Raw genomic sequence first — 16,249 nt, 5'->3', positions numbered from 1 at the left:
TCAAACCCTCTCGAAAGCCCCGGCCTCGATGAGCGCCGCGATTGCGGCGCCGCCGTCCGGATGCTGTTCGGCAAGATGCGCGATGAGGTTACCGATGTGCGCGATTTCTTGAGCCATGCCGATCGCGGCTGCCGCAGCCTGTTCGATCGCGAACAGGCGGACTTCGGCGTCGGGGCGCGTAACGAGCAGCGCCCGCGTATCGGACGCAAAGGCCGGATCGGTCAACGGCGCGGCGTCGCTGGAAAGCACCACGACACGCGTTGCCGGGTGAAGCCGGACCGGAAGGCTGAGCAGGCCGGCTTCGCCGAGGGCGAGCAGATCGGCGAGGGCCAGCGCGAGTGCATCGGCTGCGTGATAGCTTTCGAGCCAGGCCCATTCGACGCGCGCGAGGTCGGCGGCGCGCGGATCAGCGAGCCGTTCGGCAAAGGTCTCGCCAATGTCGTTCAACGGCCGGCGTCCCGCCCCGCCTTCTTCGACAAAGCGGCGCGACAGACGGTTGAATTCCTCGTCGCCCAGATAAGCACGCGTGCGCGGGAACGTTTCTTCGAGCGCGACGAGGCGCGCGTGCGATATGGTGTTGGCGTGAACGCGAAGCCCGCGCAGCACGGTGGCCTCGCCTCCCGCAAACAGGTTGGGCGGCAGATGGGCGGGGCCGCGCAGCAAGGTCGCAGCTATCGCCGCCTGCCCGGGCTCAAGCATGAGCGGGCGTCCACAGCAGTGCGTCGGCCTTCGCCACCTCGGCGATCAAGGTCGCGTAATCGGGAATGTCGCTGTCCCATTCGACCAGCACGGGCCTTGGGCCGGATCGGTCGAGGAATCGGGCCAGCAGGTCCCAGCAGCTCGCACGCACCGGCGACCCATGATCGTCGATCGCGATCGTACCGCCCATATCGTCGTCCTTGACCGCGTGACCCGCGACGTGGATTTCGCCGACATGGCGTGGATCGAAGCAGTCGAGCCAGGCCACCGTATCGAGCCCGAGGTTGAAGGCCGAAACCTCGACATTGTTGATATCGAGCAGCAGACCGCAGCCGCTGCGCCGGCAAAGTTCGTGAAGGAAATCGACCTCGCTCCAATCGTCACCAGCATAAGCGAGGTAGCGCGACGGATTTTCGATCAGGATCCGCCGGCGCAGCCGGTCCTGCACACGGCCGACTTCGGCGGTGAAATGGTCGAGCGCCGCGTGGCTATAGGGGATCGGCAGGAGGTCCGGAAATTTGTCGTCGGGCCCGTTGCTCCAGCTGAGATGATCGGAAACCATCGCAGGATCATAACGAAGGCAAAGCGCCGCGAGCGCTTCGAGTTCGCCCTCGTCCACGCCCGCCGCCGAGCCCAGCGACAGCCCGACCGAATGAAAGCTGATCGGCAGATGCTCGGCGATCGCGGTCAGCCAGCGGTGCGGCGGCCCGCCCGCGCCGAAGTAATTCTGGGGGTGGACTTCGGCCCAGGCGGGCGCCCTTCCCTGCTCCGTCGCTGCCAGCACATCGGCATAATGCTGCGGCTTGAGGCCGATGCCGGCGCGTACCGGCAGCGTCGAAAGCAGGGAAGCGATCACGGTCGGTTAGCCCTTCTTGGCAACCGGCTTGGCGTTGCCCTTGTGCGCGGCCAAGGTGCCGCCCATCTTCACGCAGCTGCCAGCGGGCACATGCTTCCAGGCATTGCCCTGATAGTCGACGGTCGAGGTGCCAGCGCAGCTCGTGCCCGGTCCGGCGGCGCAGTCGTTCTGCCCTTCAGCGCGACGCCATAGCATTTTTCCTTGGCGCCCTCGGCGGCGACGGCGGTGCCGCCGATCGCGGTGCCCGCGGCCATGGCGAGGACGGCCGAAGCGGCGAGCGACAGTTTCAGTGCATTGGTCATGATGATCTCCCTTTTGAGAAATGAATGATGCGGAGGATGGCATCGTCATGGGTTCGCGGGAGAAGGTGCGAAAGTTACGCCGAGGCGGGAGACAATGATTTGGCAGGGTAACTCCGATAGAATAGGCCCGGATCGAACGAGGACGCGCGAATGGAGACAAGCAAGGCATGAATATTCTGCTCACCGGCGGCGCCGGCTATATCGGAAGCCATGTCGCGGCGCCGCTGGTGTCGGCGGGGCACGGCGTCGTCTGCTTCGACAATCTGTCGAACAGCGACCCAGCGGTGATGGATCGGCTCGAGGCGATCACCGGCCATTCCGTTCCGCTCGTCACCGGCGACATCCGCGACGGCGATGCGCTGCGCGAAGTGCTGCGGGACCATAAGATCGACGCCGTGATCCACTTCGCGGGGCTGAAGGCGGTCGGCGAGTCGGTTGCCGAGCCCATGAAATATTACGACAATAATGTTCGCGGCACTTTGTCGCTGCTCGAAGCGATGGCCGATTGCGGGGCCAAGACGCTCGTCTTCTCGTCAAGCGCGACCGTTTATGGCCAGCCGCAATATCTGCCGCTCGACGAGAATCATCCGACGTCGGCGACCAATCCCTATGGCCGCACCAAGCTGATGATCGAGGAGATGCTTGCCGACGTCGCCGCCGCCGACCCCGAATGGCGCATCGCGATCCTGCGCTATTTCAACCCCGTCGGCGCGCACGACAGCGGACTGATCGGCGAGAATCCCAACGGCATTCCGAACAATCTGATGCCCTTCGTCAGCCGTGTCGCTGCCGGGCGGCTCGCCGAGCTGTCGGTATTCGGCAACGATTACGACACGCCCGACGGCACCGGGGTGCGCGACTATATCCACGTCGTCGATCTCGCCGAGGGCCATGTCGCGGCGCTCGGCGCAATCGCGAAGAGCGAAGAAGCGCTGTCGATCTGGAACCTCGGGACCGGTCAGGGCTATTCGGTGCTCGACATGGTCGAAGCGTTCGAACGCGTGAACGGCGTCCGCATCCCCTATCGCATCGCGCCGCGCCGCGACGGCGATGTCGCGAGCTGTTTCGCCAGCCCCGACCGCGCCGCGCGCGAACTGGGCTGGAAGGCCGAGCGCGGTCTCGACGCGATGTGCGCGTCGAGCTGGAACTTCGAGCGCACGCTCGCGGGGCGCAATTCGGACTAGGCCGTAGACTCATAAACCCGCAACCGCAGCCGCATTGAGGCGAGTTGGACCATGGCGAGGAAGTTTTCGGCTAGCTTGTCGTAGCGGGTGGCGATGCGTCGAAAGTGCTTCAGCTTGGAGAAGAAGCGTTCGATGAGGTTCCGCTCGCGATAGAGCCAAGTGCTGAAGTACGGTTTTGACCGGCGGTTGGACTTGGGTGGGATATTGGCGAACGCGCCCCTTTCGCGGAGAGACGCCCGGATGCGGTCGGCATCATATGCCTTATCGGCCAGCACTATCGTTCCGGCACCAATATGGTCGAGCAGGCCATCGGCAGCTTGGCCGTCATGGCATTGACCAGCGGTCAAGCTCAGTCGGATCGGGAGGCCTTGCCCATCGACGACAGCGTGGATTTTGGTTGTAAGCCCGCCTCGGGAACGACCGAGACAGTGATCTCGATCCCCCTTTTTGCCGTCGCGGCCTGTTGATGGGCGCGAACGGAAGTGCTGTCGATCATCTGGATATCGCCATCATGCGCGGCGGTGATGGTATCCATCATCCGATCCCAGATGCCCGCCTTCCGCCATCGCACGAAGCGGTTGTAGCAGGTGGTGCGCGGGCCATAGCGTTCCGGCAGGTCGCGCCACGGTGCCCCGGAGCGCAGCACCCAGAAGATACCATTCAGCACGCGGCGGTCATCGACACGCGGAATGCCCCTGGGCTTGTTGGGCAGGAGCGGCTCGATCACGCGCCACTCGAAGTCGGTCAGGTCATATCGGCTCATGCCAATACTGAATCAGACATCGACCGGCAGTGAAAGCGATTTGCGCACCTCAGTCAGAATGGTGCTTGGCGCGATACCGCTCAAGCCAGTGAATCCGGCTTTCAAACGACTTACGGAGCTGGCTTGTCGGCGCGATCTTTAGCCGCGTCCGGCAACGGTCGATCTCCGCATCCAGTTCAACCAGGCTCAGCTTAGCCAAACCCTCCTCATGATCAATGACGCCGCTACGCTTGCCCATGCGCCCAGAGTTAACGGGATGCCCGCGCCCGCTCAACCTTTTATGAGTTCACGACCTAGCCGAACCAGCCCGCGGTCTGCGCCAGTATCCACAGGCCGATCACGAGGAACAGGCCCGCCGCAACGAGGCGCACCTTCGCCAGATCCACCCGCTTCAGCAGTTCGTGCCCGAGGAAGATCGCCGGCACATTGGCGATCATCATGCCGAGCGTCGTCCCTGCGGTGACCGCGACGACGTCATGATATTGGGCGCCCAGCGCGATCGTCGCCACCTGCGTCTTGTCGCCCATTTCGACGAGAAAAAAAGCGACGAGCGTCGTGAGGAACGCCCCGAAGCGCGGCTTCGGAGCCTCATCATCGTCGAACGTGTCGGGGATCAGCGTCCACGCCGCCATCGCGATGAACGAAGCGCCGATAACATAACGAAAGACCGGGCTGTCGAGTAAGGCGGCCGCCGATGCGCCGAGCAGCGCCGCGAGCGCATGGTTTGCGAGAGTCGCGACCAATATGCCCAATATGATCGGCAGGGGCTGCCTGAAACGCGTCGCGAGCAGGATCGCGAGCAGCTGCGTCTTGTCGCCGATTTCGGCGAGCGCGACGATTGCCGTCGATGTGAACAGGGCTTCCATGAGTACTCCGGGGCCGGGCGGCTTGCGATTCCAACGGACATCAAACCCGCCGCCCAGCCCGGACGGAGGTCGATGCCATTGGTCTCGCCCAAGCGGTATCCCGCTTCCACCGCACCATGACCTCTCGGCCAAGTATGTTGACGCGGCGGCCCGTCCCGAAGGACGGCTGGCTACTCCCCAGATGACGGGGGCGCGTTAGCGGGCTTTGCGGGCGCTGACAAGCCCGAAGCCGCGGCCGCCTTTTCGGATTCGGCGATGTCGGCGTCCATCGCCTTGGCGCGCGCTTCGATCTCCTTTGCCGCCTTGTCGTAGCGCGTGTCGAAGTCGGGCTCGTCTTTGCAGGCGGCGAGAAGCAGCAACGGCACGAGCAGAAAGGCGGCGCGCATCAATAATCCTTGCGATAACGGATGGAGAGGTTCGACTGTCCCGAACCGCCCGCCTGGCTGAGCAGCGACAGCGCGCGCGTCAGGCTGATTTCTAGCTGCGTCGCCGTATAGCCGCGCGCGTCGGTGATCACCTCCAGATAGATGTCCTTGGTGATATATTGACCCGCGGCAAGCGCGGCGCCGCGCCCGAGCGTATCGTCGGGCCCGAGCACGCGTAGCCGGTCGATCCCCGTCGCCGACTGGAGCGCGCCGAGCGGGCTCAATCCGCCGCCGCCGCTGCTGAGCGTGTTGAGCGACGCCGCGAGCTGCACCGCCTGCAACGGCGAGAGCGTCGTAATCGAATCGCCGAACAGGATGCGCGAGACGATCTCATCCTGCGGCAGGCCGGGAACGCTCGAAAAGGCGACCTGCGGATTGCTCGCGCGCCCGGTCACGCTGACGGTCACCGTCACCGTTTCGATCTCGTCGCTCGCAATCAGGCGGATCGCGGGGTCGAACGCGTCGCCGGTCGGGAAGGTCACCCTCCCCTCCTGAAGTTCGAACGAGCGGCCCGCAAAGCCGAGCGTGCCGCGCACCAGTTCGATCTCGCCCGTCACCTGCGGCGCCTGCGTCGTGCCGCGTAGCACGATGTCGGCGCTCCATTCGGATTCGAGCCCCATGCCCGAAACATAGATTTCGTCGGGTGCTTTCAGCGCGATGTCGAGGCGGATGAGGTCGAACAGGCTGCCGCCCACCGCCGCAAGCCCGTCGCCGCTGATCCGCTGGCGCCCGGCGGGCGGCTTGCGCCGCACACCGGTCAGCACGGGCACCTGTGCCGCGCCTTCGCGCACGATGCGATAGCGCGTTTCGGGTAACCGCAGGCTCCCCGACAGCAACGCAGTCTGCCCCGCCACCTTTTCGAGCGTCAGATTGCCGGTCGCGCGCGCCGCGATATTTTCGCTGCGGGCAAGGCGGGCGTTGTCGAGCGTCGCCTGAATGTTCATCGGATAGCCGTCGGCCGACGCGAGGCTGATAAAGCCCTTCCCCTGCAGGGTGCCGTCGCCCGCCTTTGCGGTGAGCTGCTCAATCTCCAGCCGGTTGCCCGTGAAACGGCCGTTCACGACGATATTAGTTAGCTTGGTGCCATAAGTCTGGTTCTCGTAGGTCATGTCCTTGCCGCGCACCACGCCATTGAGGCAGGGATCGGCGACGCTGCAGCTGAAATCGGCGGCGACCGCGATCGGCCCCGCGACATGCTGGTCGGCAGGACCGACGAAGGAATAGAGCGTGTCGGCCGGACCGTTGTAGCGAATGCCGCCGCCGAGCGGCGCGGCCATCAGCCGTTCGGTCCAGCTGCCCGCGCCGGGGCCAAGCGGCCGCAGCGACGCCTGCACCCGGCCCACCACGCTGCCGCGCTTGCGCATCACCGCGCGTGCCTCGCCGCCGTCGGCGAGCAGCTTGCCGGCGAAATTGACGTCGACCGGCTGGCTTACCGACGCGGCGGTCGTGCGCGTGAAGCCGGTGATCGTCAGCCGCGCGTCGGCGCGCGGGAAGCTTTCGGAATTCGCCTGCTCGAAATCGAGGCTGCCCGTCGCGCGCCCGCCCAGCCCCATATCGGGATAGACGGCGTTGAGGATCGCCATATTGACGCGCTCAAGCCGGCTCTGAAGCATGAGGCCGTCGCCGAACCGTCCCGCGATGCGCGCACTGCTGCCGCGACCGAGATTGACCGTCGTCGGCAGCAATTCATATCCGTCGGCGCCGGGAATGATGCGCGCGGGCGAGGTGGTGCGGAAATTGATGCCCGTCGCGCGGCCCTGCACCGATGCGCGCCAGAGTTCGGGCGTCAGGTCGGCATTCGCGGCGATGCGGAAGGGGACGCCGCTGGTGCCTTCGACGAGCGCCTGAGCCTTGCCGCTGCCATTCCGATAGTCGATCTTCACCCGTCCGACGGCGATGTCATAGTCGCGGATTTGGGTATCGGCGATCTGGATGTCGGCGACGATATGCGGCTGGTCATAGAGTGTGACGTCGGCATCGACGATCGCCGAACCGACTGCGAGATTGGCGGCCCCGGGAAGCACGACATCGTTCGCGCGGACGTTGATCGCCGCCGCTTGATACTCGCCCGCGGCGCTCAGCCGGACGAGGCCGCCCAGACCCTGTCCCGACGCGTTGAGCTGCCCGGTGAACGGCCCGGCCTCGCTCTGTACGAGCCGGCCGTTGAACCCGATGCCCGCGAGGTCGCCGCGCTCGACGTCAATCGTCAGCGGACCCGCCGCCATCAGCAGCACGACGTCGGCCGACAGCGGCCCATAGTCGGTCTCACCCGTCGCCGCGAGGCGATAGCCGTTCGGCGCTCCGTTGATCTTTGCCACGAGATTGGCAAGCCCGATGCCGAGGCCTGGGCGGTCGGCGGTGACCACCGCGCGCGGATCGCTGATCGTTCCGGCCAGCTGGACGCCGATTGGGCCATAGTCGGTCGAACTCGCGCGCGCGGTCAGCCGGATCTGACCGTTCGGCGCATAGCTCCCCTGCCCGCCGGTGATGCGCAGGCGCGGCGCGGTCAGCCGGAGGCCCGAGAAACGGACGACGCCATCGGTGCCATAGCGCACCGCGCTCGACGCGGTCGCATTGCCGCCGAGGAAATCGCGGACCCCCGAGTTGAACAGCCGCGTCGAACGCGCCCGGACATTGCCGACAATCTCGAACCCGCCGCGCGGCGCGGTCTTGAGGTCGGCGTCGCTGTCGATGTCGAAGATGCCGACGCTTTCGATGCGATAATCGTTGATCCGCCCGTCAATCGCGCCGGTGTAGAAACCCTTGTTCAAGTCGGCGATGATGATCGCCTTCGCGTCGATGCGCGGCGAGCGCAGGCGCAGATTGTCGCTGAGGATGCGGCCGTCCGCATAGGCGAGATCGCCGTCGAGCCGCACTTGCACCAGCGTGCCACCCGCGACGGTGTCGAGCCCGCGAATGCGCGCGGCACGGCCCGCGACCGGAATCACGATCTGGTCGGCATCGACGCGTGCCTTGCCCGCGAGGCTCAGCCGCTCGACGATAATGTCGTTGACCGCGAGGCTGCTCGCATTCGCCTGATAATCGACCGTCGGCAGCGCGAATTCGCCATCGAGCGTTGCTGTGGCGCGTAGGCCGCTCGCCCGCACCGCCGGCGCGATCGCGCCCGGGCGCAGAATATTGGCCGCCAGCTGCAATCCCTCGAAGCGGTTGGTACCGAGGTCGAGCCCGCCGCTGATCCCGAGCTGCGCCGCGTCCGACGAAAGCCGGCCGTCGATCGCGGCCTTGCGCTCCTGCAGCCGTGCCGTAAGATCGATCGCGGTTTCAGTGCCCAGCAATTCGGCCGCCGGCCCGGTCAGCAGCCGCGACGCCTGTGCCGTGCCTTTGGCAGCAAAGGTGCCGTCGCGCCCCGTCAGCGCGACACGCGCGAGCGGCGCGGTGCCGAGATTCGCGGTCAGATTGCCGTTCCACGCCTTCCAGTCGCCGCGCCCGGCAAGCTTCGCGGTCAGCGTTTCCTCGAACCCGCCTATCGCGGCGAGCACCCCGCCCTGGGGCGCGGCCACATCGAGAGTCGCCGCAAGCCGGTTCTGCTCGGGCACCGCATCGAGGACGAGCTTTAGCGCATCGCCCTGCCCGCCGCCGCCGCTGATCGTCTCGGCATTGGCGCTGACCTGCGCCCGCCGATCGGCGATCGCGACCTTGCCGTTGAGCGCCGCCACCTGCCGCTCGCCGGCCACCGCCGGCTCGAAGACGAAGCGGTCGACGCGGAGCTGCCCGACATCGATGTCGAGGTCGGGCAGCAAAGGCTCGCCGGTGTCGGGCACCGGCTTGAAGGCGGGGATTTTCTCCATCACCAGCGTCTTTGCCGTGGCCGATCTGACATCGATATGGTTCGCGAGATAGCGGATCGGCCGCCAGTCGACACGAAGTTCGGGCGAGCGCAGGAAAACGCCCTGCGGATCGGAGAGCGAGAAGTCGCGAACGATCATCTGGCCGTAGAGCGAGCCGTCGAGCCGGCCGATGCCAATCTTCATCCCGTTTTCGAATTCATATTTTTCGATCTGGGTGACGACGAAGCGCCGCCCGGCGTCGCTGTTGAGCCCCATAAGGAACAACGCGAAGAGGAGAACAAGCCCGAGCAGGCCGAGGCCGACCCAGCGCAGGATCGCCAGCGGCCATGACCGCGGCTTCGCTGCGGCTGATTCTGCAGGGGCGAGAGGCGCCTCCTCGGTCATCAGAAGGCTTGCCCGATCGAGACATAGACGCTGACGCGCGCCTCGCCCGGCTTGCGCCCGATCGGCGTCGCGATATCGAAGCGCATCGGGCCGAAATTGGTGTAATAACGCGCGCCGATCCCGGCGCCGAAGCGCAGGTTCTGGAAGGTCGGCGCCGACGAGCGATAGACCTGTCCGCCATCGACGAAGCCGACGACGCCGAAATTGCCGAAGCGATAGCGCGCCTCCAACGCCACTTCGTTCACGCTGCGACCGCCGATCGGGTCGTTGTTGGGGTCTTTCGGCCCGAGCTCCTGAAAGCCGAAGCCGCGCACCGACCCGCCGCCGCCGGCATAGAAACGCCGCGAAGGCGCGAGCCGTTCGCGCGCGGCGCCGACGATCGATCCGACGCGCACACGGCCTGCAAGCACGATGCTGTCGGTCACGGGGTAATAGCCGCTGATGTCGGTACGCAGCCGCGCATAGGGCGAGAAGCGCCCGGCGAGCGAGCCCTCGGGCTGGATCAGGCTGGTGATGCGAAAGCCCTTCGTCGGATCGAGCAGGCTGTCGGTCCGATCCATCCCGACCTGTCCGGTCAGCCCCAAGATCGTATAGAAATCGTAGCTCCGATCGCCCGTCGCGAAATCATAATCATCCTCGCGCGTTGCGATGAGTTCGACGCCATAGGCATAAGTAAATTTTTTCTGCCAGATCGGTGTCGAATCATAGCTGACGCGCGCGCCGACGCGGCCCGTGATCGCGTTGAACGCGTCATAGGTGCTGCGCGTGACCTCGGTAACGAGCTCAAGGGTGCGGTCGCGGCGCCCGGCGTTCGACCGGCGCAGCGTCGCGCCGATCCCCTGCTCCTGCGTTCCCAGCACGCCCCGGAACGTGAGCGCACCCTCGGGCGGCAGCAGGTTACGGTGCGTCCAGCTGCCCTCCAGCCGGATCCCCTCGCCTGTGCCATAGCCTGCGCTGGCGGCGATGGTTCGTGGCGGCCCCGCTTGCTGGGTCACCAGCATCGTCACATATTCGGTATCGTCGCCCGCGCTCTCGCCGGTCGGCTGCGGCTCGGCGGCGACGGTCGCGAACAGGCCGGTCGCGACGAGCGCCTGGCGCAGATCGTCGACCATCCGGCTGTCGTAAAGGTCGCCGCGCTTGAAACGCGCGAGCACCTCGACATGCTCGGCATCGAAGGCGAGATCGCCCGTCGTCTCGATCCCGCCGAAGCGCGATCGTTTGCCGATATCGACGGGCAGCGTGTAAACGCCGTCGCCTGTCGCGCCGTCGAGCAATATATCGCGCTGCCCGACCTTGGCGAAAGGATAGCCTTCCTCGGGCAGCTTGAGCGCGATCGCCGCCTCGGCGCCCTGGATGCGCTGCGCGACGATCGGCTCGCCGACGCTCAGCGGGAAATTATCGGCGATCAGGTTTGGCGGAATGGTCGGGTCCGCGTTGATGATGATGTCCGCCAATGTATAGCGTTTGCCCGGCTTCACATCGATGACTGCGGTGATCGGCCGGCGCTGGCGTTCCTGTCCCTCTTCGCGCGCACCCCGGTCGATCCGCGTGTCGACGACCGCGTCGTAATAGCCCTCGGACGCGAGTATCCGTTGCATCAGTTCGCCGTCGGCCGAGAGGCGCGCGCGGATCATCGCCGCATTGTCGGCCTTGCCGTCGCCGCCGTAGAGCGCCGACAGATCGCCGAACACATCGGCCAGATCGACGTCGGTGCTGTCATCGGCGTCGCTCAGCCCGTTGACCTGTACCGTATAGGAAAGCTCGACATTGTCGCTGTCAGCTTCGGCCTCGGCGAACTCGACGGGTTCGACGTCGAAATTTTCAAGCGGCGGCAGCGGCGCGGCGAGCTCGCTGTCGCTAATCGGCGCATCACCGATCACTTCGGCCGCATCGCCATCGGCCAGCGCGGGAACGGGCACGCCGTCCACCTGCGGCGGCTGGGTTTCCGCGGTCGCGTCCGCGGCATCGTCGGAGCCGTCCGCCGCCCCCTTGTTGGCCGCTTCGGTCACCAGGCGCCGCTCGAATTCGGCGATCGATTCGATCGGCCGATCGAGTTCGGCATCGTCTTCGGCGCTGATGGGCGGGATCGATTTTTCGAACTCCTCATCCTCGATGATCGGTTCGACGGCGGGCAGTTGCGCTTCGGGCGGCGGCGGCGACGGGGCAGCGATCTCGGCCGAATCGGCGTCGAGCGTCGGCACCACCTTCGGCGGCGCGACATCCTGCGCCTGCGCGGCGCCCGCCCAGGCGAGACCGATGAGTGAGGTGGCGCCGATCAGCAGCGGGCGCATGCGTGGGTGCGGCCGCCAACATGATCTGCGAAAAATTTCAGATTGTCTCATCTGCTGGCCACCGGTGCATGCTTGTGGCTCGCGAGATATGGCTGTGCAACCCGTTTCTCCCCTAATTGCAAGCTAACTCGCCGAGATCGGGACAGTTCCCGGCGATGCGGCGAATTGCGTCAGGGGAAACAATCAGGAATCGGCGCCGAACAGGTCGCGGCTGTAAACCTTGTCCGCGACGTCGGCGAGATCGTCGGTCACACGGTTTGCGATGATCACGTCGGCCTCGGCCTTGAAGGCGGCGAGATCGCGGATCACGCGCGAATTGAACAGCAGATCCTCCTCGATCAGCGGTTCATAGACGATCACCTCGATCCCTTTCGCCTTGACGCGCTTCATCACGCCCAGAATGCTGCTGGCGCGAAAATTATCCGACCCCGCCTTCATCGCGAGCCGATGGATGCCGACGATGCGAGGCGCTCGCTTGATCACCTCGGCCGCGACGAAATCCTTGCGCGTCGTGTTCGACGACACGATCGCCTGGATCAGGTTCTGCGGCACATCCTTGTAATTGGCGAGCATCTGCTTCGTATCCTTGGGCAGGCAATAGCCGCCATAGCCGAAGGAAGGATTGTTATAGAAACTGCCGATCCGGGGGTCGAGACACACGCCCTCGATCACCTGGCGCGAGTCCACACCGTGCGCCGCGGCATAGGTGTCGAGTTCGTTGAAGAAGGCGACGCGCATCGCAAGATATGTGTTGGCGAACAGCTTGATCGCCTCGGCCTCTGTATTGCCCGTCTGCAGGATCGCGGCATCGGGCTTCAGCGATCCTTCGAGCAGCAGCCGCGCGAAATCGGCCGCGCGCGGGTGCGTGTTGCCGACGATGATCCGCGAGGGATAGAGATTGTCGTAAAGCGCGCGCCCTTCGCGCAGGAATTCGGGCGAAAAGACGATCGCATCACTGCCGAGTTCGGCGCGCATCCGTTCGGTGAAACCCACGGGCACAGTCGATTTGACGATGATCAGCGCGTCGGGCGCCTTGACCAGCGCGTCGGCGATCACCTTCTCGACCGTGCTTGTGTTGAAATAATTGGTGTCGGGATCATAATCGGTCGGCGTCGCGACCACGACGAAATTCGCATCGGTATAAGCCGCGTCGCGGTCGGTCGTCGCGACGAGGTTCAGCGGCCGGTTCGCCAGATAATCCTCGATCTCCGCGTCGGCGATCGGCGACTGCTTCGCATTGAGTTGTTCGACCTTGCGCACGTCGATGTCTAGCGCAACGACTTCGTTATGCTGCGCCAGCAAGATCGCGTTGGAAATGCCGACATAGCCTGTGCCGACCACGGCGATCTTGACGGGCGAAACAGATGCAGGGGCCAATGATTTAATCCTCTGGGTGATGCGGCGCCGTCCCTAGCAACTTCGATGAACGGGCTCAACCGCGACCGCCTCAGGTGCCGCAAAAGGTCTTGTAGGGCCCCGCATCGGCTGGCGCCGGGAGCGTAAAGCGCTCGAGTCCCGGACGAACTTCATAAGGATGGCGGACGACGCCGAGCAGTTGAAGCCACGGCGCGAGATCGCCAGCCTCGGCCGCCTCTAGCGTCTCCTCGACCAAGTGGTTGCGCGGGATGTAGAGCGGGTTCACCGCATCCATCGCCGCGGCCAGCACGATCGGTCCACTGCTGTCGAGTGCGATCCTGTCCCACCATGCGGCGATCCACGGCGCCATCGCATCGGCGCTGGGAAGCAGGCTTTCGAGCATCGCGCCGTCGCCGCGCAGCAGCATGGCGAGCGCGCGGAAGAAGGCGGTGAAATCGACGCTGTGCGTTTCGAGTTCGTCGAACAGGCCGTCGATCAACTCGCTATCGTCGGCGCCATCGCCGCTCAGCCCCAGCTTCTGCCTGACTTTCGCATGCCAGCTGGCACGAAACCGGCCCGGTATCGCATCGACGATCGCCTTCGCCGCCTCGACATCCTCGGGCGACACGCGGTGGATCGCCGGCAGCAGCGCCTCGGCAAAGCGCGCCATGTTCCAGTGCATGATCTGCGGCTGGTGGCCATAGGCATAGCGGCCATGGGCATCGATCGAGCTGAACACCGTGTTCACCGCAAAGCGGTCCATGAAGGCGCAGGGACCATAGTCGATCGTTTCGCCGCTGATCGCGACATTGTCGGTGTTCATCACGCCGTGGATGAAGCCGATACCGAGCCAATGCGCCACCAACTCGCATTGTAGTCCGATAACCCGATCGAGCAGCGCGAGCGAAGGGTTCGCGGCATCGACAAGGTCGGGAAAGTGACGGCGGATGCTGTAAGCCGACAACTGCGCGACGTGATCGGCGCCGAAATGCGCAGCAAAGAACTGGAAGGTTCCGACGCGGATATGGCTGCTCGCGACACGCGTAAGCACGGCGCCAGGGTGCACGCGCTCACGCTGGACGCGATCTCCGGTAGCCACCGCCGCGAGCGCACGCGTCGTCGGCACACCCATAGCGGCCATCGCCTCAGAAACCAGAAACTCGCGCAAGACGGGCCCCATTGCCGCCTTGCCGTCCCCGTTGCGCGAAAATGCGGTCGGCCCCGAACCCTTGAGCTGGATATCGAAGCGCGCGCCGCCGGGCGCGACGATTTCGCCGAGCAGCAGCGCCCGCCCGTCACCGAGCTGCGGCGAAAAATGGCCGAATTGATGCCCGGCATAGGCGAATGCGAGCGGGCTCGCGCCTTCGGGCAGCGAATCACCCGAGAGAGATCGCGCAAGTTCTTCATCGCCGGCGCTCGACGCGTCCACGCCGAGATTTACAGCCAATGCATGATTAAAAATAAGGAGGTTTGGTGACGACGGTTTCGCAGCCTCGGCCGGCGCGTAAAAGCCCTCCATGCTATTGTAGAAACTATTTTGGAACGCAAAATCCATGACGTTCCATGTCGAGCGTTGACCTCAAAAATGCAAGCGCAACGCTGCAGCCACCAAATGGAGCGCGCGTCATATTCACCCAAAGCGCGCGCAAAATGGGCTAGGCGGCAAAATGCCATCGGCACATCTTTGACCGGACGCGCCACCCCGGATTGACCAGCGCAACCGAAGCAGAATCGAAAACCACCCAAGACGACCTTTGCGCCAACCGCCTTCTGCTATTATTTTTCCATGACGCGAGCCGGATTTCCGATCACGGTGACGCCCGCCGGTACATCTTTCGTAACGACAGCCCCCATTCCGACGGTCGCTCCCGAACCGATCACGAGCGGCTTGCCGGGCGTCCCTTGGCGGAGAATGGCCCCGGTCCCGATATAGGCGCGATCCTCGATATGAACATTGCCATTGCATTTGACGCCGGGAGCAAACGTTACGAAATCGCCGATGACGCAGTCATGCGCGACATAGCTGTAGATATTCGCATGAAAAGCGCGGCCGATCCGGACATCGGATGTCAGGATGACGAAGGGTTGCAGAATAGCCCCTTCGCCGATCGTGATATTGTCGCCCGTCACCACATTGGCGGCCCGAATGTCGCAACCCGCGATCCCCGCCTCGGCGCAGCGAGCCATCAACTTTTCGCGTACCGCCGCATCTGCGATCGCGATCGCGACGGCAGCTCCGTCATCTGCCTGCTCGACAAACGCCTGCCATGTCAGGACATCGTAGCCGTTGACCCGTGCGTCAGAATTTGCCGCATTATCGTCGATGAAAACCAGCCGCTTATTGCTTTGCGCATATTGCTCGCGCGCCACCGACATCACTTCGCGTCCGAAGCCACTGGCTCCATAAATTCCGATCAGCCGACTCATCATTTGCTCCATTCATGACATCGAAACGATCATCGCAACGAATGCTTCGATGGGACAGCTCCGTGAATCCAGATGCGGCGGCGTGAATGCACGATCCCTTCGCCCGTCGCAACCGCGCTGTTCGAAAGATACGGCGAAACGGCGCGGAAATCCGGCGCCAAAGAAAAAATGTCCAAAGGCTTCGCTAGAAAAGTGAATCCAACGCGATGTATAATGATACAGACGAGCCGGCCGTCATGTTCAGTTTTCGCTGGCCAGCATGGATGGCCGCGTTAAAGGCCTCTGGCGTATCTATGCCTTGGATTCCAATTCTCATGACAGTCATCCTCCTGACCCCCAGACGTTTTGCGGACGAGCGCGGCTGGTTCATGGAAACCTATCACGAGCGCCGCTATCTCGACCTTGGCGTCGAAGCGACCTTCGTTCAGGACAATCACAGCTATTCGGCGCCGCCGGGGACGATCCGCGGCATCCATTTTCAGCGCGCTCCGCACGCGCAGGCGAAGCTGGTCCGCTGCCTTCGCGGTCGCATCTACGACGTGGCCGTCGATCTTCGTCCCGATTCCCCGACTTTCGGCCAGCATGTCGGCGCCGAGCTTTCCGCCGACAACGGCCATCAACTCTTTGTCCCGGGGGGTTTCGGCCACGCCTTCATGACGCTCGAAAGCGATTGCGAGGTGGCATACAAGGTCGACGACTTCTATGCGCCGGAAACCGAAGGTGGCATACGCTGGGACGATCCGGCGCTCGGCATCGACTGGCCACTCGCCGCAGCCGGAGCGACCGACGCCGTCCTGTCCGCGAAGGATGCGATCCTGCCGCTGCTCGCCGACGCCGACCTTGATTTTGCCTATGACGGCTCACCCCTGTTGCCGCTTCACCCCTGA

The 16,249-nt window shown here is 64.5% G+C and carries 12 protein-coding genes, 2 pseudogenes and 1 riboswitch; of the genes and pseudogenes, 3 read left to right on the top strand and 11 right to left on the bottom strand.

The genetic code is table 11. The features are described from left to right. From OVY29_RS04415 to OVY29_RS04405, 3 genes and pseudogenes are all read right to left on the bottom strand, one after another. Positions 1-699 carry a DNA-binding domain-containing protein gene (locus OVY29_RS04415; RefSeq protein ID WP_037556954.1) on the bottom strand — a complete coding sequence of 233 codons (699 nt, stop codon included), beginning with the start codon at positions 697-699 and terminating at the stop codon, positions 1-3. Next, entirely contained in the window at positions 692-1,555 is an 864-nt protein-coding gene (locus tag OVY29_RS04410; RefSeq protein WP_235211579.1) for a DUF692 domain-containing protein, read from the bottom strand. Before OVY29_RS04410 ends, OVY29_RS04415 begins: the two co-directional genes overlap by 8 nt. Before the next feature lie 6 nt (positions 1,556-1,561). Next, a pseudogene (locus tag OVY29_RS04405) lies at positions 1,562-1,857 on the bottom strand (DUF2282 domain-containing protein). A 167-nt stretch (positions 1,858-2,024) separates the two neighbouring features. On the opposite strand from OVY29_RS04405, the gene galE reads away from it, so the two are divergent. Then, the gene (gene galE, locus OVY29_RS04400; protein WP_037556957.1) at positions 2,025-3,041 is read left to right on the top strand and encodes a UDP-glucose 4-epimerase GalE; all 1,017 of its coding nucleotides are present in this window, start codon (positions 2,025-2,027) and stop codon (positions 3,039-3,041) included. Here galE and OVY29_RS04395 read toward each other — a convergent pair. The 4 genes from OVY29_RS04395 to OVY29_RS24665 form a co-directional block, all read right to left on the bottom strand. Beyond that, positions 3,038-3,804, bottom strand: a protein-coding gene (locus OVY29_RS04395; protein ID WP_152567671.1) for an IS5 family transposase whose coding sequence is annotated in 2 segments (ribosomal slippage) — positions 3,038-3,492 and positions 3,492-3,804 — 768 coding nt in all. Because the reading frame shifts where the segments join, the coding sequence is not laid out codon by codon here. The two genes, galE and OVY29_RS04395, sit on opposite strands and share 4 nt — an antisense overlap. A 293-nt stretch (positions 3,805-4,097) precedes the next feature. Next, positions 4,098-4,670: a TMEM165/GDT1 family protein gene (locus tag OVY29_RS04390; RefSeq protein ID WP_037556959.1), complete on the bottom strand. Its 573-nt coding sequence runs from the start codon at positions 4,668-4,670 to the stop codon at positions 4,098-4,100. Between the two features lie 11 nt (positions 4,671-4,681). After that, positions 4,682-4,862, bottom strand: a riboswitch (yybP-ykoY riboswitch). Then, on the bottom strand, positions 4,841-5,056 hold the full coding sequence (locus OVY29_RS04385) for a hypothetical protein (protein WP_037556961.1): 216 nt from the start codon (positions 5,054-5,056) through the stop codon (positions 4,841-4,843). It overlaps the preceding riboswitch by 22 nt. Continuing rightward, positions 5,056-6,204: a translocation/assembly module TamB domain-containing protein gene (locus OVY29_RS24665; RefSeq protein ID WP_409581474.1), complete on the bottom strand. Its 1,149-nt coding sequence runs from the start codon at positions 6,202-6,204 to the stop codon at positions 5,056-5,058. The genes OVY29_RS04385 and OVY29_RS24665 overlap by 1 nt, the downstream gene beginning before the upstream one ends. Before the next feature lie 1,811 nt (positions 6,205-8,015). Here OVY29_RS24665 and OVY29_RS24660 point away from each other — a divergent pair. Beyond that, a pseudogene (locus OVY29_RS24660) lies at positions 8,016-8,099 on the top strand (hypothetical protein); the annotation flags it as partial. 1,188 nt (positions 8,100-9,287) lie between these two features. Here the strand turns inward: OVY29_RS24660 and OVY29_RS04375 are convergent. The 4 genes from OVY29_RS04375 to OVY29_RS04360 form a co-directional block, all read right to left on the bottom strand. Next, a complete protein-coding gene (locus OVY29_RS04375) occupies positions 9,288-11,579 on the bottom strand; it encodes an autotransporter assembly complex protein TamA (RefSeq protein ID WP_235211580.1) in 2,292 nt (763 codons plus the stop codon). A gap of 183 nt (positions 11,580-11,762) precedes the next feature. Further along, complete coding sequence (locus OVY29_RS04370) at positions 11,763-12,956, bottom strand: nucleotide sugar dehydrogenase (RefSeq protein WP_037556965.1); 1,194 nt, start codon at positions 12,954-12,956, stop codon at positions 11,763-11,765. A gap of 70 nt (positions 12,957-13,026) precedes the next feature. Further along, positions 13,027-14,490, bottom strand: coding sequence for a protein adenylyltransferase SelO (locus tag OVY29_RS04365; protein WP_037556966.1), 1,464 nt, complete (start codon positions 14,488-14,490; stop codon positions 13,027-13,029). Between the two features lie 221 nt (positions 14,491-14,711). Further along, a complete protein-coding gene (locus OVY29_RS04360; protein ID WP_037557149.1) occupies positions 14,712-15,362 on the bottom strand; it encodes an acetyltransferase in 651 nt (216 codons plus the stop codon). Positions 15,363-15,676: 314 nt separating this feature from the next. Here OVY29_RS04360 and rfbC point away from each other — a divergent pair, with 314 nt between their 5' ends. Beyond that, the gene (rfbC, locus tag OVY29_RS04355) at positions 15,677-16,249 is read left to right on the top strand and encodes a dTDP-4-dehydrorhamnose 3,5-epimerase (protein ID WP_037556967.1); all 573 of its coding nucleotides are present in this window, start codon (positions 15,677-15,679) and stop codon (positions 16,247-16,249) included.

The organism is Sphingopyxis sp. SE2, from assembly GCF_032227185.1.
Classification (GTDB): Bacteria; Pseudomonadota; Alphaproteobacteria; order Sphingomonadales; family Sphingomonadaceae; genus Sphingopyxis.
This window is presented reverse-complemented; position numbering and strand designations above follow the sequence as displayed.